Origin of the sequence: Dyella japonica A8, assembly GCF_000725385.1 — a bacterium.
GTDB classification, from domain to species: domain Bacteria; phylum Pseudomonadota; class Gammaproteobacteria; order Xanthomonadales; family Rhodanobacteraceae; genus Dyella; species Dyella japonica_C.
On record NZ_CP008884.1, the window covers coordinates 817,186 to 839,910 of the forward strand.

20 protein-coding genes and 2 pseudogenes are annotated in these 22,725 nt (G+C 66.0%); 10 read left to right on the plus strand and 12 right to left on the minus strand.

The features are described 5' to 3' along the window. Window positions 1-42 precede the first annotated feature (42 nt). The 3 genes and pseudogenes from HY57_RS03365 to HY57_RS22055 form a co-directional block, all read left to right on the plus strand. Window positions 43-459 (plus strand): DUF4279 domain-containing protein, encoded by a 417-nt coding sequence (locus HY57_RS03365; protein WP_019464779.1) that lies wholly within the window; start codon window positions 43-45, stop codon window positions 457-459. Between the two features lie 319 nt (window positions 460-778). Then, window positions 779-1,123, plus strand: a pseudogene (locus HY57_RS22050) (DNA translocase FtsK 4TM domain-containing protein); the annotation flags it as partial. Between the two features lie 750 nt (window positions 1,124-1,873). Further along, window positions 1,874-3,343 (plus strand): annotated as a pseudogene (locus HY57_RS22055) (DNA translocase FtsK); the annotation flags it as partial. 127 nt (window positions 3,344-3,470) lie between these two features. On the opposite strand, the gene rbsK reads toward HY57_RS22055, so the two are convergent. Further along, window positions 3,471-4,352 (minus strand): ribokinase, encoded by an 882-nt coding sequence (gene rbsK, locus HY57_RS03375; RefSeq protein WP_019464777.1) that lies wholly within the window; start codon window positions 4,350-4,352, stop codon window positions 3,471-3,473. Window positions 4,353-4,426: 74 nt separating this feature from the next. Next, entirely contained in the window at window positions 4,427-4,879 is a 453-nt protein-coding gene (locus tag HY57_RS03380) for a hypothetical protein (RefSeq protein WP_019464776.1), read from the minus strand. Window positions 4,880-5,012: 133 nt separating this feature from the next. Between HY57_RS03380 and HY57_RS03385 the strand changes: the two genes are divergently transcribed. Both HY57_RS03385 and HY57_RS03390 read left to right on the plus strand, forming a co-directional pair. After that, entirely contained in the window at window positions 5,013-5,711 is a 699-nt protein-coding gene (locus HY57_RS03385) for a glutathione binding-like protein (RefSeq protein ID WP_019464775.1), read from the plus strand. A 269-nt stretch (window positions 5,712-5,980) separates the two neighbouring features. Continuing rightward, on the plus strand, window positions 5,981-8,254 hold the full coding sequence (locus HY57_RS03390) for a S9 family peptidase (protein WP_019464774.1): 2,274 nt from the start codon (window positions 5,981-5,983) through the stop codon (window positions 8,252-8,254). A 244-nt stretch (window positions 8,255-8,498) separates the two neighbouring features. Here the strand turns inward: HY57_RS03390 and HY57_RS03395 are convergent, their stop codons facing one another. The 8 genes from HY57_RS03395 to lptM all read right to left on the minus strand — a co-directional run bounded on the left by HY57_RS03395 (window position 8,499) and on the right by lptM (window position 14,556). Next, window positions 8,499-9,113, minus strand: coding sequence for a hypothetical protein (locus HY57_RS03395; RefSeq protein WP_019464773.1), 615 nt, complete (start codon window positions 9,111-9,113; stop codon window positions 8,499-8,501). A gap of 36 nt (window positions 9,114-9,149) precedes the next feature. Next, a complete protein-coding gene (hslU, locus tag HY57_RS03400; protein ID WP_019464772.1) occupies window positions 9,150-10,487 on the minus strand; it encodes an ATP-dependent protease ATPase subunit HslU in 1,338 nt (445 codons plus the stop codon). A gap of 134 nt (window positions 10,488-10,621) precedes the next feature. Beyond that, complete coding sequence (hslV, locus tag HY57_RS03405; RefSeq protein WP_019464771.1) at window positions 10,622-11,155, minus strand: ATP-dependent protease subunit HslV; 534 nt, start codon at window positions 11,153-11,155, stop codon at window positions 10,622-10,624. Window positions 11,156-11,338: 183 nt separating this feature from the next. Beyond that, window positions 11,339-11,671, minus strand: coding sequence for a GlpM family protein (locus HY57_RS03410; protein WP_026033837.1), 333 nt, complete (start codon window positions 11,669-11,671; stop codon window positions 11,339-11,341). A gap of 8 nt (window positions 11,672-11,679) precedes the next feature. Then, entirely contained in the window at window positions 11,680-12,567 is an 888-nt protein-coding gene (xerC, locus tag HY57_RS03415; protein WP_019464769.1) for a tyrosine recombinase XerC, read from the minus strand. A 9-nt stretch (window positions 12,568-12,576) separates the two neighbouring features. Next, on the minus strand, window positions 12,577-13,260 hold the full coding sequence (locus HY57_RS03420) for a DUF484 family protein (protein ID WP_019464768.1): 684 nt from the start codon (window positions 13,258-13,260) through the stop codon (window positions 12,577-12,579). A 94-nt stretch (window positions 13,261-13,354) separates the two neighbouring features. Next, the gene (dapF, locus tag HY57_RS03425) at window positions 13,355-14,188 is read right to left on the minus strand and encodes a diaminopimelate epimerase (protein ID WP_019464767.1); all 834 of its coding nucleotides are present in this window, start codon (window positions 14,186-14,188) and stop codon (window positions 13,355-13,357) included. Beyond that, on the minus strand, window positions 14,188-14,556 hold the full coding sequence (gene lptM, locus HY57_RS22060; RefSeq protein WP_019464766.1) for an LPS translocon maturation chaperone LptM: 369 nt from the start codon (window positions 14,554-14,556) through the stop codon (window positions 14,188-14,190). The genes dapF and lptM overlap by 1 nt, the downstream gene beginning before the upstream one ends. A 158-nt stretch (window positions 14,557-14,714) precedes the next feature. Here lptM and HY57_RS03435 point away from each other — a divergent pair, with 158 nt between their 5' ends. Next, the gene (locus tag HY57_RS03435) at window positions 14,715-15,386 is read left to right on the plus strand and encodes a hypothetical protein (RefSeq protein WP_019464765.1); all 672 of its coding nucleotides are present in this window, start codon (window positions 14,715-14,717) and stop codon (window positions 15,384-15,386) included. Between the two features lie 1,161 nt (window positions 15,387-16,547). Here HY57_RS03435 and HY57_RS03440 read toward each other — a convergent pair. After that, entirely contained in the window at window positions 16,548-17,012 is a 465-nt protein-coding gene (locus tag HY57_RS03440) for a GNAT family N-acetyltransferase (RefSeq protein WP_019464168.1), read from the minus strand. A 368-nt stretch (window positions 17,013-17,380) separates the two neighbouring features. Between HY57_RS03440 and HY57_RS03445 the strand changes: the two genes are divergently transcribed. Then, on the plus strand, window positions 17,381-18,865 hold the full coding sequence (locus HY57_RS03445) for a RimK family protein (RefSeq protein WP_019464167.1): 1,485 nt from the start codon (window positions 17,381-17,383) through the stop codon (window positions 18,863-18,865). Window positions 18,866-19,203: 338 nt separating this feature from the next. On the opposite strand, the gene HY57_RS20740 is transcribed toward HY57_RS03445, so the two are convergent. After that, window positions 19,204-19,458, minus strand: a complete 255-nt coding sequence (locus HY57_RS20740; RefSeq protein WP_019464166.1) for a hypothetical protein — start codon at window positions 19,456-19,458, stop codon at window positions 19,204-19,206. Window positions 19,459-19,614: 156 nt separating this feature from the next. On the opposite strand from HY57_RS20740, the gene aroE reads away from it, so the two are divergent. The 3 genes from aroE to HY57_RS03465 all read left to right on the plus strand — a co-directional run bounded on the left by aroE (window position 19,615) and on the right by HY57_RS03465 (window position 22,630). Continuing rightward, the gene (gene aroE, locus HY57_RS03455; protein ID WP_019464165.1) at window positions 19,615-20,445 is read left to right on the plus strand and encodes a shikimate dehydrogenase; all 831 of its coding nucleotides are present in this window, start codon (window positions 19,615-19,617) and stop codon (window positions 20,443-20,445) included. Between the two features lie 10 nt (window positions 20,446-20,455). Next, on the plus strand, window positions 20,456-20,734 hold the full coding sequence (locus HY57_RS03460) for a YkgJ family cysteine cluster protein (RefSeq protein WP_026033744.1): 279 nt from the start codon (window positions 20,456-20,458) through the stop codon (window positions 20,732-20,734). Between the two features lie 129 nt (window positions 20,735-20,863). Further along, complete coding sequence (locus HY57_RS03465) at window positions 20,864-22,630, plus strand: peptide-N4-asparagine amidase (protein WP_019464163.1); 1,767 nt, start codon at window positions 20,864-20,866, stop codon at window positions 22,628-22,630. Window positions 22,631-22,725 lie beyond the last annotated feature (95 nt).

Sequence of the window (22,725 nt, forward strand, 5' to 3'; positions counted from 1 at the left end):
CTTGACCGAGCGTCGTCCTTAACTTTGGATTGAGGTACAAGCGTGGCGGTATTCGAAAGGTCTCAGGCGACGATTCGCGTCTTCGGTGACTCCCTCAATCCCGAGGAAGTAACGGCAATACTTGGCTGCGAGCCAACGACGTCGCAGCGGATGGGTGAGGAAATTATCGGTCAAAAGACCGGAACGGTTCGCGTTGCGAGAACCGGCTTGTGGCGTCTCCGTGCCACGCAGCGAGATCCGGAAGATTTGCCCGGTCAGATTGATGAGCTTCTTGGGAGACTTACCGACGACATGCGTGCCTGGTCAACCGTCAGAGAAACGTGCCAAATTGACCTGTTCGTCGGCTTGTTTATGAGCTCTGGCAACAATGGGTTATCCATTTCACCGGAGCATTTGCTTGCGCTGGGCGAGCGTGGGATCGAACTCGGTCTCGACATCTATGATCATTCGGAAGACTAACCGGCGGGAAGCCTGCGCAATGTCCGCTTTCGACCCAGAGCGGACCTAGCAAGTTGTCGGTGGCGCGTCGTGTAACGGGGGAGCAATGAGCTCGAAGAATGAGCGAGCGATTGAGCACGCCAGAGCACTTGCCGAGCAACTATCAGGCCCGATGCCGATTAGCGCCGTTCCGGATACATCGATTTCCCGGGTGGCACCGCCATCTGCACGAGCGCAATACACTCGCGATAACAGCCTGTTACCGTGCAATCTGCTGACGGGCCTTATGCATTGGCGCTAACATGCTGAGTTTGCACGCGGACGATCGAACATCTCAGGCATGCTCTCTTTCTTATTCGGCGCCTTCGGGCTGTCCACCCTCTGGCTTGCTCCCCTGATCTGGCGCGTCAGCCGAACCCTGCTGAAGCGGCGCACGCTATCCGGCGGCGGCGAGGGCTCGATCCGCTTCTGGCTTGGCGCGCTGCTGGTACTGCTGGCCAGCGCGACGCTGGAGGGCCTGGTGATCGACCAGTACACCGACGACGCGAATGCCGGCGGTGTAGTTTGCCGCGCGCTGTCCCACGGCGTTGGCGGTTTGCTCGGTGGCTGGCTGTGCGCGCTGGTGATGCTCGCGCTGATGGCGGCGGCGTTGCCGTGGTATCTCGGCGTGGGCTGGCCGGCGATGTTCAAGCGTGTGTCTGGCGGCGTGGACGTTCTCGCCGGACTTTTGCAGCGTCTGCTCGATGCCATCGCGGCACGGCGAGGGCAGTCGTCCGCTTCGCGAGGCTCTCGCGGCGCCGTGCGTCGCGCCGAGCGGTCGTCCAGGCAGGCGCGTCGCACCGGGTCGCCCGCGACACGCCGGACCCAGGCACCTGCGCCGCCCATGGTGACGGCCAAGCCCGAACCGGATTCGGCACCGCCCACCGCGCCCGCTCCCGCGCCGTTGTCACGCGTGCGGTATGCCGCCGCGCAAGAGAAGGTCATCCGGGAACCCTGGCTCACGCCCAAGCACGGCCGTCCTGCGCCTCCCGTGCAGCGCACTCCCCTGAGCCGCCCGGCGCCTGCCATCGCCATCAGCCCGGCCGTCGCCAAGGCGATCGCGACGCCGGTTGCCACGGCAGCGGCCATCGAGGCAGCCGTGGAGGTGATGCCGACGCCGCCGATATCCGTTCCGGTGGAGCCGCAGCCTCTCGTAGATACGCCCGACGTTTCAATGGAAGCGGAAGCCCTGTCGCCGCCCGTGATCGAAACAGCAGCGATGACAGATGACGAACCGTTCGATATCGATCTGTCGGCGGCAAGCGCACCGACCGCGGCGACGACCATCGCACCGGCGCGACGCTACGCGGCCAACGATGACGATGCCGTCGATGCAGCGGCCAGCGTGGCCGCGCCGCAGGTCGCTACGTCGCCGCGTCAACGTTCGGCGGTCACGCTGCCACCGCTTTCCCTGCTTGCGGCGCCAAGGTCGGAAGTCGCCGCCATCGACGACGCGCAGCTGGCCGAAACCGGCGAGCTGATCGAGCAACGCCTGCGCGAATTCAAGGTGCCGGTCACCGTGGTCGGTGCATCGGCAGGCCCTGTCATCACGCGCTTCGAAGTGGAACCCGCCGTTGGCGTACGCGGCAACCAGATCGTCGCGCTGATGAAAGACCTGGCGCGCGGCCTCGGACGGACGTCCATTCGCGTGGTCGAAACCATTCCCGGCAAGACCTGCATGGGCCTGGAGCTGCCCAACGAGCAGCGCCAGATGATCGCGCTGTCCGAGATCCTCGATTCGGCGGCCTATCGCAACGCCGATTCGCTGCTCACCCTGGCGATGGGCAAGGGCATCACCGGCGAGCCGCTGGTGACCGACCTGGCCAAGGCGCCGCACATGCTGGTGGCCGGCACCACGGGCTCGGGCAAGTCCGTCGCGGTGAACGCGATGATCCTGTCGATGCTGTACAAGGCCACGCCCGACGACGTGCGCATGATCATGATCGACCCGAAGATGCTGGAACTCTCGGTGTACGAGGGCATCCCGCATCTGCTCGCGCCGGTCGTCACCGACATGAAGCTCGCCGCCAACGCGCTGGCGTGGTGCGTGGGCGAAATGGAGAACCGCTATCGCCTGATGTCCGACCTGCGCGTGCGCAACCTGGCCGGCTTCAACCAGAAGGTGCGCGAGGCGCAGGCGGCCGGACGTCCGCTGATGAATCCGTTCCCCGCGCATCCTGAAATACCGGAAACGCTCGATACGCTGCCGATGATCGTGGTGGTGATCGATGAGCTCGCCGACCTGATGATGGTCGCCGGCAAGAAGATCGAAGAACTCATCGCGCGACTCGCGCAGAAGGCGCGCGCGGCCGGCATCCATCTCATCCTCGCCACGCAGCGCCCGTCGGTGGACGTGATCACCGGCCTCATCAAGGCCAACATCCCCACGCGCGTCGCTTTCCAGGTGTCGTCCAAGATCGACTCACGCACCATCCTCGACCAGATGGGCGCGGAAAGCCTGCTTGGCCAGGGCGACATGCTGTTCCTGCCGCCGGGCACGGGTTATCCACAGCGCATCCATGGCGCGTTTGTCGCCGACGAAGAAGTGCACCGCATCGTGGCGCACCTGAAGCTCTATGGCGAGCCCGACTACAAGGATGAGATCCTTGCCGGCCCGCCGAGCGAAGGCTCCGGCGATCTCTTTACCGAGGAAGGCGGCGACGCCGAACTCGACCCGCTCTACGACGAAGCCGCCGCCTTCGTGTTGCGCACGCGGCGTGCTTCCATTTCCTTCGTGCAACGCCAGTTCCGCATCGGCTACAACCGCGCGGCGCGACTGGTGGAAGCGATGGAAGCCGCGGGGTTGGTGTCGCCCATGGGTATCAATGGGCAGCGTGATGTGATCGCGCCAGGGCCGGTGGAGTAATACCGGGCCTTCGCAAGCGAGGTGCTTTCTTTGTGGGAGCGCACCCTGTGCGCGACAACCCTACGGAGAGGTAGCGGCGAAGCTCCTCGGTCGCGCACAGGGTGCGCTCCCACCAGGGGGCGCGGATTTACAGAAACGCGTCGAGCTCCGCGCGCGTCGGCATGCCTCCCTGTGCACCCAGTCGCGTAACGGACAATGCAGCGGCAGCACAGGCTTTGCGCACAGCTGTCGGCAGGCCTTCCTGCAGGAACACGGCCAGCGCCGCGTTGAACGTGTCGCCGGCTCCGGTGGTATCCACCACGTCCACCTTGAAACCGGGTTGGTGCACGGGTTCACCGCCGTCGCGATACCACGCACCATCGCCGCCGCGCGTGAGCACCACGGGTGCGGGCGCGCGTTGCATCAGCGAGCGGAAATCCTCGTCGTCGCCGGCACCCAGCAGGATGGCCAGTTCGTGCTGGTTGGGCGTGAGGTAGCGCGCGAGTTTGAGCCACTCCACCGGCAGCTTCTGCGCGGGAGCGGGATTGAGGATCACCGGCTTGCCCAGGCGCTGGCCGAGACGAAGCGTGGCCTCCACCGATTCCAGCGGAATCTCCATCTGCACGAGGATGGCATCGGCACTGGCCAGCGTGGCTTGCGCGCGTTCGATCTGCGTCGGCGTCACGCGTGCGTTGGCGGCGGGCACCACGATGATGTGGTTCTCGCCTTCGGCGACGGTGATCGACGCGGTGCCGCTGCCGCAGTCGGCGATGCGCGAGACGTGTTCGAGGGCGACGCCTTCGCGGGCGAGGCCTTCGTACAACTGCGTGCTAAAGGCATCATCGCCGAGTGCGCCGACCAGCGCGACATCCGCGCCGAGTCGCGCGGCGGCCACCGCCTGGTTCGCGCCCTTGCCGCCGTGCACGGTGAGGAAGCGTTCACCGAGAATGGTTTCACCGGGTCCGGCAAAGCGCGGCGCCAGCGTCACCAGGTCCATGTTGATGCTGCCGACCACGACGACGCGTGCCATACCTGCTCCATCTGTGCTTTTCGCGGGGATGGCGCAGGATACGGGATGGCGGGATACGGCGCGCTATCTTGCGATCAGCCGCCGCTACTGCCCGGCGAGGACGGCACCTTCTGGCCGCGCTTCTCCTGCATGCGTTCCATCGCCTTCTCGCGCATGGCTTTCCACTTGTCGTTCTGTTCCTGGGTCAGCACGCCGCCGATCTGGCTCTGGCTGTCCTGCACGATAGCCATGGCCTTGGCCCGGCGGTCGGCCGGCTTGAGGCTGCTGTCGCCGTGCAGGGCTTCCAGCTGTTGGTCGCGCTGCTGGAGCATGGGACCGATCTTGGCCTGCTGCTCGGGTGTCAGCTGGAGCTGTTTGGTCAGGTGTTGCAGTTGCGTCTGCGCGTCGAACTTGTGCATGCGCTGGCTAGTGGCCGCGGGCAGGTTGTTGCCGCCGTTGGTAGGCGCCGGGGCACTCTGCTGGGCGCAGGCCTGGCCGGACAGCGCGGCGACCAGGGCCAAGGCGGTGAAGGTGGAAAAGCGGTTCATGGGCGGCTCTCCTGTGGGTTACCCGCCGGGAACGCGGGCGTCCGGGGCCGGTTGACGGGGTCGTGGGCGGGCCTAGGTTGATTCCCGCCCCGATGCCCCGAAGATCAACCCATCGCCCGCCCAAGGAAACGCCATGATCGAACTGCATTACTGGCCCACGCCCAACGGGCACAAGATCACCCTGTTCCTGGAAGAAGCCGCCGTTCCCTACACGATCAAGCCGGTGAACATCGGCCGGGGCGAGCAGTTCCAGCCCGCGTTCCTGGCCATTTCGCCGAACAACCGCATGCCGGCCATCGTGGATACCGCGCCGGCGGGCGGTGGCGATCCGCTCAGTGTGTTCGAGTCGGGTGCCATCCTGCAGTACCTGGCCGAAAAGACGGGCCGGTTCATGCCCGCCGACCTGCGTGGGAAATACACCGTGCTGGAATGGCTCTACTGGCAGGTGGGCGGGCTGGGCCCGATGCTGGGGCAGAACCACCACTTCAACCGCTACGCGCCGGAGAAGATCCCCTACGCCATCGACCGCTACGTCAACGAGACGCGCCGCCTGTACGGCGTGCTGGACAAGCGCCTCAAAGGCCGCGCCTTCCTTGCTGGCAAGGACTACACCATTGCCGACATGGCCGCGTATCCCTGGATCGTGCCCTATGAAAACCAGGGCATGGCGCTGGAGGATTTCCCGCATCTGAAGGCCTGGTTCGAGGCCATACGCGAGCGCCCTGCAACGAAACGCGCGTATGCGCTGGGGGATGAGATCAAGGGCAAGTTCGACCTGAGCACCGATGAGGAAGCGCGCAAGATCCTGTTTGGTCAGGGCGCGAAAAGCTGAGTCGGGTCCTCACCGTCATCCCCGCGAAGGCGGGGATCCCGTGCCTTTTTCGAGGCGTTGGGCAAGAACGAAAGACGCTGGATCCCTGCTTTCGCAGGGATGACAGTGAGGGAGGAAGTGCGCTGCGAGACGATGATGATCGTTGCTGCACACGAGCCACCCATGCCGGCACTTCACATCTTTCCCGCAAAAACGCTGGTTTCCCCGCGCGCAACGCGTTCTAATCGCCGCTTGTTCTTACGTACGACGCGTCGCCCAAGGAAGTATTCATGCGCGCCCTCCTCTTTGCCGCCCTCACGATGGTGGCCTTGCCGACCATGGCCGAAAAACTCACGATCGAACGCATCTTCGACGGTGGCAATCTTGCCGGTGCCGCGCCGCGCGGCCTGCAGATATCGCCCGACGGCAACCGCGTCACCTTCCTGCGCGCCAGGCCGGATGACCAGAATCAGCTCGACCTGTGGGAATACGAGCTCAAGGGCGGCAAGACCCGTCTGCTGGTGGACTCGAAGAAGCTCGAACCCCATGGCGAGCAGCTCTCGGATGCGGAAAAGGCGCGCCGTGAGCGCGAACGCACCGCCGGCCTGCACGGCATCGTGAGCTACCAGTGGTCGCCGGACGGCAAGCAGCTGCTGATCCCGATCAACGGCAAGCTCTACGTCTACACGCTGGCGACCCCGGATGCGGCGCCGAAACAGCTCGATACCGGCGACAACGTGCTCGATCCCAGGATCTCGCCCAAGGGCCATTACGTGTCCTACGTGCGCGACCAGAACCTGTGGGTCATCGACCTGGCCAGCGGCGACGCGAAGCAGCTCACCCACGATGGCGGCGGCACCGTGCACAACGGCGAGGCCGAGTTCGTCGCGCAGGAGGAAATGGACCGCAGCAGCGGCTATTGGTGGGCGCCCGATGATTCGGCCATCGCCTTCGAGCGCTACGACGAAGCCAAGGTACCGGTGACCAAGCGCACCGAGCTGTATGCCGACCACACCGACGTGATCGACCAGCGCTACCCCGCTGCCGGCACGCCCAACGTGGCGGTGAAGCTGGGCCTGGTCTCCCCGGCCGGCGGCCAGCCGCGCTGGGTCGACCTGGGCAAGGACCCGGACATCTACCTGGTTCGCGTGAACTGGCTGCCGGACGGCAAGCACGTCAGCTACCAGCGCATGCCGCGCAGCCAGCAGAAACTGGACCTGCGCCTGGTGGATGCGAAGACGCTGGCGCAGCGCACCCTGCTCACCGAGACCAGCGATACCTGGATCAACCTCAACGACGACCTCAGCTTCCTCAAGGACGGCAAGAGCTTCCTGTGGGGCAGCGAGCGCAGCGGCTTCCACCACCTGTACCTGTACGGCCTGGACGGCACGCTCAAGCACGCGGTGAGCGAGGGTGACTGGCAAATCGATGGCTTGCTGGCGGTGAACGAGCACGCCGGCACGGTGTACGTCGCCTCGAACAAGGACGCCGTGCCCGAGAAGCAGGTCTACGCGCTCAAGCTCGACGGCAGCACCGCCAAGGCGCCGGTGCGCATCAGCCAGGGCGCGGGCATGCACGCCGCCACGTTCGCGCCGGACGGCAGCTTCTACCTGGACAACTTCTCCAGCGTCGACACACCGCCGCAGGTCAGCCTGCACAAGGCGGACGGCAGCCTGGTCACCTGGATCGAGCCCAACAAGCTCGACGAGAAGCATCCGTTCTGGCCCTACCGCGACAGCCTGATCAAGCCGGAATTCGGCACCCTCAAGGCGGCCGACGGGCAGATCCTGTACTACCGCCTGTACAAGCCGGCGGGCTTCGACCCCTCGAAGAAGTACCCCGTGTTCGACATGTACTACGGCGGCCCGCACGCGCAGATGGTTGCCAACCAGTGGGGCGACTACTTCAACCAGTACATGGCCAACCAGGGTTTCGTGGTGTTCACGCTGGACAACCGGGGCATGGCCCGCCGCGGTCGCCAGTTCGACAGCGTGATCTACCAGCAGCTCGGCGCTGCCGAAGTGGACGATCAGCTGGTCGGCATCCACTGGCTCAAGTCGCAGCCCTGGGTCGATGGCCGCCATATCGGTGTGTTCGGCTGGAGCTACGGTGGTTACATGACCACCATGATGCTGGCCAAGGCTTCCAACGAACTGGCCGGCGGCGTGGCGGTGGCGCCGGTGACCAACTGGCGCCTGTACGACACGTTCTATACCGAGCGCTATCTCGGCCGCCCGCAGGACAACGAGGCCGGCTACACCCGTAGCTCGCCGATGGCATGGCTGGATGGCCTCACGTCCAAGCTGTATCTCGTGCACGGCATGGCGGACGACAACGTGCTGTTCCTCAACTCCACCGAGCTGATGGCGGAGTTGCAGAAGCGGGGTACGCAGTTCCAGTTCATGGCCTATCCGGGGGCCAAGCATGGGCTGAACCTGCCGGGGCAGCGCAGCCATGTGTACCACCTGATCGAGAATTTCTTTCAGCAGCAGGTGAGGGGTGTGGCGGTGCCGGTGGCGCCGAAGCCGGTGGCTCAACCGGCGGCGGCGGCCACGACGCGGTGACCTTCGCTCGTCATTCCGGCGCAGGCCGGAATCCAGTTTCAGCATGGTCGGGTTTTCGCCGTGGAGCCAAGAGCCTTGCCGACGGTCGCGACAACCCGCCACTGACGCTACTGGATTCCGGCCTGCGCCGGAATGACGGGTAGGAGGCGTTCGGGCTTGGGTGATGTTCGTCCTTGAACGAGGCGAAGCCGCAAAAAGAAAAGGCCGGCATCTAGCCGGCCTTTTTCATGCAAAGCAACATCGGTCAGTGCGCGTGCCCCACACCCGAATCGCCCTGCTCCAGCGGCGGTGGCGTGCCGGCCACGGCGAGCAGCGACGTGGCGTAGCCGTCCTCGATGCTGACGGTGGACACCTCATCCCACGAGAAGAACGACGCCTCCCGCAGCCATTCGGCGTCGGGCGAGATCTCCTGCAGGTTGAAGCCGTCCTCTTCCGCGCTGATCAGGCGGCCGATGTAGCAGACCTCTGACTCATCCTCGCTGTCCACGTGCACGCCGATCACCGGCGCCTGCGCGGCCGCGGCCTGGATCACGCTGCGGATGTCGTCCAGCGGGAATCCCCGCGGGGTGCGCGGCATCAGGTGCTTCAGGGCCAGCGCCTTCTCCATGAAGGGCGCGTGCTTGTCGGGCGCCTCCAGTTCGGAGACGTCGCGGTGACGCATCACGTACATACCGTCGTAGGTGATGCCGTCGCCGACGACCCACAGCAAAAAGAATTCACGACCCACACCGCCCACGTAACCGCAGAAGCTGCCGTGTTCGAGTTCGCCGCGCCACAACCGGACCAGCTGGTGCTGCTGCTGCGCTTCGCGAAGCTGGGCGCGCTGGCCGGTGGTCTTCAGTTCAATCACATTTCCCATGGTCAAAATTTTACCAGCCCGGGGCTTTCCCCTTGTTTACAGGATGTAACGCGACAAATCTTCGTCCTGGACGAGCATTCCGAGGTTTTTATCCACATATTCGGCGTCAATCAGGTAGTTTTCGCCGGATTTGTCAGCCGCTTCGTAGGAGATCTTCTCCAGCAACCGCTCCATCACCGTGTGCAGGCGGCGGGCGCCGATGTTCTCGGTCCGCTCATTCACCTGGAAGGCCACCTCGGCCAGCCGGTCCACCCCGGACTCCGTGAAATTGACCGTCACGCCCTCGGTGCCCAGCAGCGCAATGTACTGCTTGGTCAAGGCGTTATGCGGCTCGCGCAGGATGCGCTTGAAGTCCTCGACCGACAGCGCCGACAGCTCCACACGGATCGGCAGGCGGCCCTGCAGCTCCGGGATCAGGTCCGAGGGCTTGGCCAGCGAGAACGCGCCGGAGGCGATGAACAGCATGTGGTCGGTCTTGATCGGGCCGTACTTGGTCGACACGGTGGAGCCTTCCACCAGCGGCAGCAGGTCGCGCTGCACGCCTTCGCGGCTCACGCCCGCACCACCCCATTCGGAGCGCTGGGCGATCTTGTCGATCTCGTCGATGAAGACGATGCCGTTCTGCTCGGCCACCTGCATGGCCTGGGCGCGCACCTCTTCCTCGTTGAGCAGCTTGGCGGCTTCTTCGTCGATCAGCATGGGACGCGCTGCCTTGATGGCGACCTTGCGCTGCTGGGTCTTGGCGCCGCCGATGTTCTGGAACATCTGGCGCAGCTGCTGGCCCATCTCCTCCATGCCCGGCGGCGACATGATTTCCACGCCCACGTTCATGGCGAAGTCCAGCTCGATCTCGCGCTCGTCCAGCGCGCCTTCGCGCAGCTGCTTGCGCAGCTTCTGGCGGGTGTCGTTCTGCTCGGCGCTGGGGGCGGCGTCGTGGGACCAGTCGGTCGGCGTCTGGCGGCGCGGTAGCAGGGCGTCGAGGATGCGATCCTCGGCGCGGTCTTCGGCCTGGGTGCGCACGCGCTTCATGGCCTGCTCGCGGGTGAGCTTGTAGGCCACATCGGCGAGGTCGCGGACGATGGATTCAACGTCCTTGCCCACGTAGCCCACCTCGGTGAACTTGGTGGCTTCCACCTTCACGAACGGCGCGTTGGCCAGCGTGGCGAGGCGGCGGGCAATCTCGGTCTTGCCCACGCCGGTGGGACCGATCATCAGGATGTTCTTGGGCGTGACTTCGTCGCGCAGCGTGGGTTCGAGCTGCATGCGGCGCCAGCGGTTGCGCAGCGCAATGGCCACGGCGCGCTTGGCGTCGTGCTGGCCGATGATGTAGCGGTCGAGTTCGTTGACGATTTCGCGGGGTGTCAGTTCGGACATGGGGTCACCGGCAAAGTGTTGGTTTCTTGCCGTCATTCCCGCGAAGGCGGGAATCCAGTGTCGTTGGCCTTTGACAGGCGCTGGATTCCCGCCTTCGCGGGAATGACGGTGAGGAGGGCCGTCGCGCCTTGCGCTTACAGCTCCTCGATCGAGGTGTTGTGGTTGGTGTAGATGCAGATGTCGCCGGCGATCTTCAGCGCCCGCTCGACAATCTCGCGCGAATCCATCTCGGTGTTCTCCAGCAGCGCCAGCGCGGCGGACTGCGCGTACGGGCCGCCGGAGCCGATGGCGATCAGGCCGTGCTCGGGTTCCAGCACGTCGCCGTTGCCGGAGATCAGCAGCGAAGCATCCTTGTCGGCCACCGCCAGCATGGCTTCCAGACGGCCCAGGCGGCGGTCGGTGCGCCATTCCTTGGCCAGCTCCACGGCTGAGCGGGTCAGGTTGCCGCCGTGCTTGTCCAGCTTCTGCTCGAACAGCTCGAACAGGGTGAAGGCATCGGCGGTGGCGCCGGCGAAGCCCGCCAGCACGTTGCCCTTGCCCAGGCGGCGGATCTTGCGGGCGTTGGCCTTCATCACCGTGTTGCCGAGGGTGACCTGGCCGTCACCACCGATCACGACGCGCCCGTTGCGGCGCACCGAGACGATGGTGGTTGCGTGAAAGGATTCCATGCGGGACTCCGTAAAGAGTGAATTCGCCTGAGTTTGGGGCCGTGGGGGCGGAATCCAAGCGGGGAGGCGTACCGGGGCGTCCCTTGTGGGAGCGCACCCTGTGCGCGACTGACCTTCAGGCGGAGCGTTACCGGCGTGGCGCCCTGTCGCGCACAGGGTGCGCTCCCACAGGTGCGCGAGGCGTTACCGCCGGTTCCAGGCCACGACAAGAAACCCGGCCACCAGACACCACACCAGCAGCGCCGTGCCCAACGCCGGCAGCAGCCGCAGGCGGGCCACCAGCCAGTACAGGGACGCCAGGTAGGCCAGGTACGGCACCACCGCCCACATGCCGAACGCGATGGTGGCGCGCAGGTCGGCTGTGCCGCGCTCGCTGCCGACGATGTAGTGGGCCATCAACGCAAAGGTGGGGAACAGCGGCAGCAGGCCGGCGATGTAGTAGTTGCGCGTGCGGGACAGCAGGCCGATCAGCAGCACCATCAGCGCGCCGATGAGTGCCTTGATCAGCAGGTTCATCGCACCGGTCATTTGCGCTTGGCGCGCGGATGCGCGGCGTCATAAACGCGCGCCAGGTGCTGGAAATCCAGGTGGGTGTAGATCTGCGTGGTGGCGATGTCGGCGTGGCCCAGCAACTCCTGCACCGCGCGCAGGTCGCCCGACGATTCCAGCATATGGCTGGCGAACGTGTGGCGAAGCAGATGCGGATGGATGTGCTTGGCCATGCCCTGCTGCACGGCCAGCGTTTTCAGGCGCAGCTGCACGGTGCGGGGGTTGATCGGCGCCCCGCCGCGTCCTTTGAACACCGGCTGCTCGGGCACCATGCCCTCCTTCTCGCCCAGCGCACGCAACGCCGCCACGGCATGGCGACCCACGGGAACGATGCGCGTCTTGCTGCCCTTGCCCAGCACGCGCACTTCGCCCTGTTGCAGATCCAGGTCGATCCAGCGCAGGCCGGTGAGTTCGGACAGGCGCAGGCCGGAGGAATAGAACAGCTCCAGCATCGCGCGGTCGCGAACATTCAGCGCGCCCTCGCTCTGTGTTTCCACCAGCGTGGTGGCCTCGTCCACGTCGAGCACCTGCGGCAGCTTGCGATGCACCTTGGGGCCGCGCACGCCGGCCAGCGGATCGTGATCCAGCAGGCCCTCGCGCGTCAGCTGGCGGAACAGGCTGCGGCAGGAGGACAGCAGCCGCTGCAGGCTCTTCGGCGACAGGCCGGCCCGGTGTTCAGTCGCCACGAAGCCGCGCATGCGGTTGGGTTCGAGTGCGTCGAAGCTGGCGATGCCCTGGGTGTCCATCCACCGCAGCAACTTGGCCAGGTCACGACGGTAACCGTCCACCGTGTGCGCCGACGCCTGCCGCTCACCCGCCAGCCGGGCGAGCCATGCGTCGACATGATCCTGCGGTTTTGACATGGAAGGCGCTTACAGAACTTCCTGCGAACGGAGCAGCGCGGCGGTGACGGTGCCTGCGATCATCTTCAGGAACACCGTGCCCATGCCGGGCTGGAAATGGTCCAGGTCGCCGCTGCCGATGGCCAGGATGCCGAACTCACCCAGCGGCATCATCGCGGCGGAGCGGATCTCCGGCGCGTGGTCGCCGAACAGGCGGTACAGGCGCTCGGCCGAGAGTCGGCCGGCAATGGGTTCATGGTGGGCGAGGAAATCGCCGAACTCCGGTACCTGCGAGCGGCCGCCCGGCACGTGCACCAGCCAGTCGGCCGGGGGCAGGCCCACCGGTCCGAACAGCATCAGGCGGACCTGGTCGGTCTGGAAATCCTCCGACAACCGCGCCACCACGCTGCGCGCGGCGACGGCCGGCGTGCCGGCGCGCAGCACGGCGAGATTGAGCTCGTGCACGCGCTGCATCAACCGCTCGTTTTCAGCGGCGATGCCGATCAGCGTGGCCAGCTGCTGCTCCAGCTCCGCGTTCTTCTCGCGCAGGCTCTGCAACTGGTAGACGGCCAGTGAAGCGACCCGACCCTGTTCGCGCGGCAGCGTGAGCTGGGCGGCGATGTCGGGGTAATCGCTAAGGAACTCCGGATGACGGCGCAGGTAGGCCGCAACGTCGCTGGCGGAAAGCGTGTCGGCGGTGGCGGTGTCGGACATGGGTACCTCTACCTCGGCGAAGTCGATGCGGCGCGGGCCCGAGTGTGCGATGCCCGGCCACCGGCTTTCAACCGGACAAGGAGGAAACGGCCGTTCAGCCCAGCCACTCGCCCTCGAAAGCGAAGTCCGCCGGCCCGGTCATCCACAGGGTGTGCCCCGGACCCGCCCAGTCGATGGTGAGCGTGCCGCCGGGCAGGGTGACCTTCACCCGTTCATCCACCTCGTCGCGCAGGCGCAACACGGCCATGGCCGCGCATGCACCGGTGCCGCAGGCCAGCGTCCAGCCGCTGCCGCGCTCATGCACGCGCAGGCGCAGCTGGCCCCGATCGATCTTCTGCACGAATCCGGCGTTAGCGCCCTCGGGGAACCGTTCATGCGTGGTCAGCAGCGGGCCGAGCCGATACAGGGCCGGTGCCTGCAGGTCCGCCACCTCGACCACGGCATGGGGGTTGCCCATCGACAGCGAGCCGATCTCCAGCACGTTGCCGCCCACATCGATGGCGTAACGATCTGCCGTGGCATCAGCGCGGAAGGGAATGCGCGAGGGCTCAAGCATCGGCACGCCCATGTCCACGGTGACCTCGTTCGGGCCAATAAGCCGCACCGACACCGGCCCGGAGGGGCTCTCCAGCCGCACCAGCTCGCCGATGGAGAGCTCGCCCGCGCGGTGCAGCCATGCCGCCACGCAGCGCACGCCGTTGCCGCATTGCCCCGACGGCGTGCCGTCGGCGTTCCAGATGCCGTAATAGAACGCGCACGACCCGTCGCGCGGCGGTTCGATGCTGATCAGCTGGTCGAAGCCGACGCCAGTGTGGCGGTCCGCGATGGCGCGGATCTGTTCCGCATCAAGCGGAAACGCGCCGTGGCGGCAATCGACCATCACGAAGTCGTTGCCGATGCCATGCATCTTGGAGAAGGGAAGCGCCATCACATGAACTTGCCGCCGGTGATCCGGCCGTTGGCATCCACTTCGGCGAAATAGCGGCTGTTGTTGCTGCGCAGCTCGCGCGTGGCCACCGTACCCGGCAGCACCAGCAGCACGTCCGGGTAGGCGGCGCGGAACTGGTCGGGCGTCGGATGGGTAGCGATGAACGCGTTGAATGCCGTCATGTCCGTCACGAAACCATGCACCGGCGCGGGCGCCGTCGTGGCCGGCGCTGCCGGGGCGGCGGCAGGCGTGGCCGGCTGGGTGCCGGCGGGCGTGGGCTTGGCCATGTACAACGGCCCCTTGTTGCCGCATCCAGCGAGCAGGGCAACGGCGGTGCACAACGGAAGCAGCAGGAGTGATCGGCGCATGTCGGGGTATCCGGCGGGAACCGCGCCAGTATAGGCAAGCGTCGAAAACGTGGCGAGCGAACGCCGGGCGCACGCTTCAGGTCCGCGCGGCAGCCTGCCTGCCGCTATCATGCCGCTGTCGCCGCCCCGCGCGGTTCGAGTGCAAAAGAAAGACGACGATGGATTGGACCGCGCTGCTGCGCCTCCCTTCGACGATCCTGCTGATCCTGGCGGTGATCGCGCTGATGTTCACCCTCTTCCAACTGGTGGCATTGCGCCATCGGCTGGACCACGGGCACCGGCTGGCCGCCGCGGGCCGCGCGGTACTGCTCATCGTGGCGTTTGCGCTCACCCTCGCCCTGAGCGGCATGGGTTTCGCGCTGCGCGGCTATCGCCTGCTCAACGACGAGTCGCCGGTGGTGGACCTGGACGCACGCATCCTTTCGCCGCAGCGCTGGATGGTCGTCGTGCACTGGCCTGACGGCACCATCCGCAGCGTGGACGTGGCCGGCGACGCCTGGCGCGTGGAGGCGGTGGTGCTGAAGTGGAAACTGCCGCTGTTGCCGCCGCTGTATCGCCTGGACCGCTTGTCGGGTCGCTATGACGATCCGAACGAGGAGATGCATGCGCCGCGCACGGTGGTGGATTTTCGCGAGGCGGGACAGTTCGATCTGCTCGATCTGCACAAGCAGTATCCGCGCTGGCTGCCGGATGTGGATGTGCTGTTTGGCAGCGGGGTGTATCTGCCGCTGGTGGACCAGGGGCATTACACGGTAAGCCTGATGCGGACGGGTGCGTTGGTGGCGCGGCCGGATGAGGCGACGCAGCAGCGGATTGCGCAGCCGTTTTGATGAAGGGTGCTCCTCTGACTTTGGTGAAGAGTGGGGGCTTCGACGCGCTATCGCGCCGATTTTGGCGGGCGCTTCCCCTTGGGCGTGCGGGGAGTAGCTATGGATGGCTGCGGTTCTGAGGAGCGAGGTGTTAGTTGGGGTGAGGGTTGCCACCTGGCCTCACCGCTTCGTTCTTTAGCCGTCATCCCGGCGTAGGCCGGGATCCAGTGACTTTGCGCTCGGTTGTAGCGATTCCGCGACCTGGCTCGCCTGCCGCGGGCTTCCGCCCTCCTGCCGGAGGCCGGGTCACTTTTCTTTGCTTGCCCAAAGAAAAGTAACCCAAAGAAAGGGCCCCCCGGATGACGCGCCCTCCGGGCGTTGCCCGGAAGGTTCGCGGACGGGTTCCGGGCTTTTCGACGGGGCTCCTGCCCCGACGAAAAGTGCCTGGCATCCCTGCCAGGCACCCCTACGGGGCCTGATCTCCACCCGCCCGCCGCGTCATACGGGGACCCGGTAGGTCAAAAGCCAAAAGCCAAAAGCCAAAGGCCAAAGGCCAAAGCAAGAGCCCGAGCCGTCAGCGGAGCATCCAAAGAGGCGAGTCCCCTGTGGGAGCGCACCCTGTGCGCGACTGGGGCGTCTCGTAGTCACCGCTCCGCTAGGTTGTCGCGCACAGGGTGCGCTCCCACAGAAAAGCGGGGCGACCGTGCGTATCCCATCGGCGCCGAAGCGCGGCCTCGCTTTAAGTCCTCATCGCCATGGCGCGTTGCGAAGCGCTTGGAAGTATCCGCTGTGTAGAGGCGAAGGCTGCCAAACAATAGATTGCCTCACGCGTTCGGGCCTTTCCCCACGAAATGCTGCCAGCTCTGGCTCTAAAGGCCATTTTCTTTGGGTTACTTTTCTTTTGGGCCAGCAAAAGAAAAGTGACTCGGCCTTCGGCAGAAGGTCGAAACGCCCGCTGCGTAAGCGGCCAGATCGCGGGATCGCACGAGGCGACAACCAAACCTGGCCGAAACTGGATCCCGGCCTGCGCCGGGATGACGGTGCTTATGACACCGTGAGGCTGGATTGCGAAAAGCCACCCTGCCGGTCTTCCGCGACACAAGGCCGGCCCAGTGGGATGCCCCTCGTGCCTGTCGGTCCTCGCCCCATCACCTAGACACCCAGGCGCCAGCCAACACCCAATCAGTCCAACACCTTCTCATACCGCCACGCATCCGCCCCATCCCCGTAATACCGCGCGTAGCGCCCGATGCGCTGATACCCCAGCCGCTCATACAGCCGGATCGCATCGTCGTTGTCGGTGCGCACTTCCAGGCGAAGAGACGTGCAGCGGCGGCGTTCCGCCAACCTCTCCGCCGCCTCGAGCAAGGCCGACCCCACCCCCTTCCCGCGCGCCTCCGCCTTGGTGGCGATGGAATACAGCCGAGCCACCTGCGTGCCCTTGCGGAAGAACACCACCGCCGTGCCCAGGAAGTGGCGATGGTTGGCGCTGGCCACCAGCACCTGGGCGCTTTCGCTGTCGAGGTGGCGGCGATACTGGCCCCGGCTCAGGCGGTCGGTCGCGAAACTGCTCTCTTCCAGGGCAACAAGGTCGTCCAGATCGGAAAGTTCGGCACGCCGCACGCGTACGGCGGCGGTCGCGGGCATGGGTGTCATCAGGGGCGGTCCCGCTGGCGCGCTATGAAACAAGCGGCGCACTTTAGTCCCCCCACCCCCCGGGGGCAACGATGACTTGTGGCGTATTTCAGAGCGTGTCCAATTTGCCGGCCCTGGCCGGCGCAGGATGTAACGATCAGGTCCACGTCCGGGCGCGACGGCGTGAAGAAACCCGCGGTGGATGCTCCGTCCCTGGGCACCGGACTGACCTCACCGTCCGGAATTTGAACCGCCTCTTAAATCCAGCCCATGCGTTGGCTTGTGTCGTGCGGCGCATGTGCGCACACTGCGGCACTTGCGCCGTGCCGCCCCGTTCCCCCGCGTGACGACACTCCTCGGTTCCATCTGACAGAGGTGTCATGACCCGTCTCGTCCTTGTTGTCGAGAAGGCCTCCGACTGGAGCGTCTACTACCCGTCCGCGGACGTGGTCACGGCGATGGATTACCTGCGCGAGCCCGTCGGCGTGGACGACGAGCGCACCCACGTCATCAATCTCTGCCGCAGTTACAAGTACCTGGGCACGGGCTACTACGTCTCGCTGCTGGCGGAAGCGCGCGGGCATCGCGTGATGCCGTCAGTGCGCACGGTGAATGACCTGCGTCGCCGCGCGCTGTATGGCCTGGAGATCGAGGACCTCAGCGCCAAGCTCACTCACTTCCTGCCGGCCGGCGGTCGCGACACCACCGACTTCGGCATCCTGGTCTACTTCGGGCAGACCGCTCACCCGGCGCTGCAGGACCTGGCGCGCCAGGTCTTCGAAATGTTCCCCTGCCCGTTGCTTCGCATCGAGTTCGAGCGCGACCGCGTGTGGCAGATCAGCGCCATCAAGCCGGTGGGCCTGCATTCGCTGGACGATGCGCAGGAAGATGCCTTCGCCGAGGAGTTGGACCGCTTCAGCAAGAAGCTGTGGCGCAAGCCCAAGGCACGCAAGCAGTTCCGCTACGACATTGCCATGCTGGTCGATCCGCACGAGGCGATGCCGCCGTCGAACAAGAAGGCGCAGAAGCTGTTCATCGCCGCGGGCAAGGAACTGGGCATCGAAGTCGATCCCATCGGCAAGAACGACTACCAGCGGCTGGCCGAGTACGACGGCCTGTTCATTCGCGAAACCACCGCCAGCGACAACCATACCTATCGCTTCGCGCATCGCGCGGAAAAGGAAGGCATGGTGGTGATGGATGACCCGACGTCGATTCTGCGCTGCACGAACAAGATCTTCCTCAACGACCTGATGGTGTCGCGCAAACTCGCCGTGCCACGCACGGAGATCCTCTACCGCGACGACGCCAAGGGACTGAAAGAACTCGCCGGCAAGCTCGGTTATCCGCTGGTGCTGAAGATTCCCGACGGCTCGTTCTCGCGGGGCGTGGTCAAGGTGGAGGACGAGGCGGCGCTCAACAAGGCGACGGCCGAGCTGTTCCAGCACAGCGCGTTGCTGCTGGCGCAGGAATTTGTTTACACCGAATTCGACTGGCGCATCGGCGTGCTCAACAACGAGCCGCTGTACGCGTGCAAATACTTCATGTCGCGCGGCCACTGGCAGATCTACAACCATGGCGCGAAAGGCGCGTCAAAAACCGGCGAGTCGGAAACGTTGCCCATCGATAAGGCGCCCACCGACGTGGTGAAGCTGGCGCTCAAGGCCACGCAGGCCGTGGGCAATGGCCTGTACGGCGTGGACATCAAGCGCGTCGGCGACAAGCCGGTAGTGATCGAGGTGAACGACAACCCGTCCATCGACGCCGGCGTCGAGGATGAACACCTCGGCGAAGAACTCTATGGCCGCATCATGCAAGAGTTCCTGCGGCGCATGGAGCTCAAGCGCGCAGGCGCCACGGATTGATCCGACGTTCGTCGCCGCCCTGGTGGGAGCGCACCCTGTGCGCGACCGCGGAGCAGCGCTGACGTCTCAGTGGCTGGTTTTCGCAGGACGCCATCGTAACAACCAGATGTTGAGTAATGTTGAGCCGCCCATGTCGCGCACAGGGGGCGCTCCCACAGATGGCGTTGGCCGCCGGACAGCAGGGTGATTCCGGCAGCCCGTCCCTGGACTGCCGTCACGCGGGCGCGATCCATCGCGCCGCCCCGGCGAGGTGCCCAGCCATCCCAGGCCGTCGCACGGGGCCCCACGCCGCGACGCTCCTGTCGCGGCATCCACTGCCAGGCAGATTCGTTATCGCATCAGTTCCAGATCAGCTGGGCGGCCGAGCGGCGGCGCGGCCGCAGCAGAGCCAGCAGCTGACGCGGCAGTGAGGGCTCCAGCGCCAGCAGCACCACCAGCGGCGCGCCCACCAGCCAGAACGCCGGTGTCCAGCCGAGCGCGTCGGTGTGCGCCGGCGCCAGCGTGGTCAGCAGCAGCGCCGCGCCAGCCAGCAGCCACAGCAGGGCGGCGCCAAGCAGGCGTTCGTGATGGGCGATTCGGGTGGTCGGGCGCATGGGAGTGATCCGTCGTCGTGTGTGGCGCAGAGCCTGACCGGACGGGATCTCAAAACCTGCGATGCCACACGTGGCGCGGATGGCGGGGCTAAAATAGATGGTCCGGCACCACCGGAATCCGTCGTCGGGCGGCAGGGACAGTCATCAGGAGCAGGCATGAGTGCAGGACAGTTCGCGGTGTTTGGCCACCCCATCGGCCATTCGTTGTCACCGCACATCCACCAGGCGTTCGCGCGCCAGTTCGGGATCGACCTGGAGTACCGCACCATCGATGCCGCGCCGGGCGGATTCGATGCGGCCGTGCGCCGCTTTTTCGCCGACGGTGGGTGTGGCGCCAATGTGACCCTGCCGCACAAGACGGCCGCGTTCGCGATGGCCGATGAGCGCAGCGAGTCCGCGCAGCGTGCCGGCACCGCCAACGTGCTCACCCCGTTGCCGGGCGGGCGGCTTGCCGCCCACAACACCGATGGCGACGGCATGGTGCGTGACATCACGGAGCGCCACAGCGTGGATCTGCGCGGCCACACCGCCCTGTTGCTTGGCGCCGGTGGCGCGGCCCACGGCGTGGCATGGTCGCTGCTCGACGCCGGCGTGGACACGCTGACCATCGTCAACCGCACGCCCGAGGCCGCCGACGCGCTGGCCGATGCCATCGGCGAGCCGGCACGCGCGCATACGCGCTACTGGGAAGACCTGGCCGATCTGGGCGCGTTCGACCTGATCGTCAACGCCACCTCCGCCGGCGTGCTGGGCAAGTCGCTGGATCTGCCGTTCGCGGTCGTGGGCAATCGCGCCCTGTGCTATGACCTCTCGTATGGCACGGCGGCGGCTGGCTTCCTGGCCTGGGCACGCACCGCGGGCGCGCGTTATGCGTTCGACGGCCTGGGCATGTTGATCGAGACCGCGGCGGACGCCTTCGAGCTGTGGCATGGCAAGCGCCCCGACACCGACCCGGTCTACGCCGACTTGCGCAAGCAGTTCGGCTGAGCGGGCCCGCATGTCGCGCCCGGCAACTGCACTCCTCTGCCGGGCCGGCTGCGGCGCCTGCTGCATCGCACCGTCCATTTCCTCGCCGATCCCCGGCATGCCCCACGGCAAGCCGGCCGGCGTGCGCTGTGTGCAACTGACGGACGACAACCGCTGCGCAATCTTTGGCCAGCCGGAGCGTCCCGCAGTCTGTTCCGGCCTGCGGCCGGATGCCGCCATGTGCGGCGATTCCCGCGAACACGCCATGGCCTATCTGGCCGCCCTGGAAGCCGCCACGCGCTCGGGCTGACGAAGCCTTCACGTCGCTGACGATTCGCAAGAACGTGCCTGCGCGAAGTGCGGCCGTCTAGACGTCCGCCTGACATTAGATCGTGCTAATTTCCGCGCCACAGGGGGCACATTGCGGGGAGAGAACGTCATGGTGCCTGGGGGTTTCGTCCGCCATCTGGCGGTGTGCGTGCTGGCGGCGACGCTGGTGGGCGGCTTTAGCGTGCGTGCTGCTGCCGATCCGGTGGTTGGCTCGACCAACGTGGCCACGGCCGATCCGACGGTGCCGCGCCCGCCGGGCCAGCCGTGCGTGGTGACCTTGTTCACCAATGTCGCCTTCGACGACTTTGGCACCCGGCCCTACAGTTATGCGCCGCCGACCTCATGCTCCGGGTCATGGTCCAAGGTGGTGCTGGAAGCGGATTTCTCCGTGACCGCGGGTCGCCAGTACGACCGCACCGCCACGTTGTGGCTGGGTGGCGTGAACCTCTATTTCGGCACCACGCAGGAGCCGTCGAAGACGGTGTCGCCCGCCTGGCACGTCGAGCGCGACCTTACCGATTACGCTGCGTTGCTGCGTAACGCGGGCCAGGGCCAGGCCATCATCGGCAACCTGGTCAACAGCACCTACACCGGCGTGATCCACGGCAGCGCGCGCCTGCTGTTCTACCCAGCCTCGGCGGGCGCCCGCGCTGCGGAAGCGCCGGACGCGGTCTATCCGCTGGGCAGCGACCCGGTGGGCAGCACGGTGTCCCTCAACACGTCGAGCGACAAGCTTTCGCGCACGCTCACCCTGCCGACCAACGTGGAACGCGCGTATCTGGACGTGTTCACCCAGAGCCAGGGCGGCGACGAGTTCTGGTACACCTGCGTGCCCGATGCCTACGCCGCACAGGTCAGCGAATGCGGCGGCGGCAACTTCCGCGAGGCAGAGATCAGCATCGACGGCCAGCCGGCCGGCGTGGCGCCGGTGTATCCGTGGATCTATACGGGTGGTGTCGATCCCTACCTGTGGCGGCCCACGCCCGGCGTGCAGACGCTCAACTTCATGCCGTACCGCGTCGACCTTACGCCGTTCGCCGGACAGCTCAGCGACGGCAACCCGCATGAAGTAGCGGTGCAGGTGGCCGGTGCGAACGGCTACTTCTCGGCCACCGCGGCGTTGCTGGTCTATCGCGATGCGCATGCCAAGCAGGTGACGGGCAAGATCACCCGCAACACGCTGGCTGGCCAGGCTCCGACGCCAACCATCGGCAACACGTTGGTGACGGCGAGCAATGGCGACATCGCCGGCGACATCACGACGAAGCTTGACCGCCACTTCGTGATCGAGGGGTACGCCATGACCTCGCACGGGCGCATCACCAGCTCGGTGACGCAGAACACCGGCTTCGACGACACGCAGACCTTTACCATCAACAGCAGCACCTACCGCCAGCTGACCTCGCAGCGCACCTGGACGGACAGCAAGAGCGAAAGCCGCCTGGGTAACTTCCCGGTGGCGGAGCGGCAACAGCACGTCAGCTATCCGTTCACGCTCGACTACAACCAGCAGCTGGCCAGTGACGGCAGCACCAGTGCGGCATCCACCGTGCACCAGGGCTATCGCCAGCGCGACGAGTTGCATCTGTTCGGCCTGCTTGCCTATGGCGCCAACGTCGACAACACCGTCGACTCGCAGGACACCCTGGTGTTCGATGCCAGCGGCAGCCTGACCAGCCACAGCGGGCAGCAGAGCGCGCAGACCTTCGCCTTCCACGACACGCGGGGCAGCTGCTATCGCGCCGCGCTGACCACGCAGGCGGGAGCGGTGGCGAGCTACAACGCGGGACAGGGTTGCCCGGATGGCACCAACCGCGTGTCCTGGTTCGCCCATCCCGATGGTTCGCCCAGCAGCAGCCTGTTGCCAGGACACTGATGACGGCCGTCGCCGTTCACGCGTCGTGGCGGTTGCGCCCGGCGCGTGAGCTGCGTCATGGCGTTTGATGCGGGGCAACATCTTCGCAACATGCC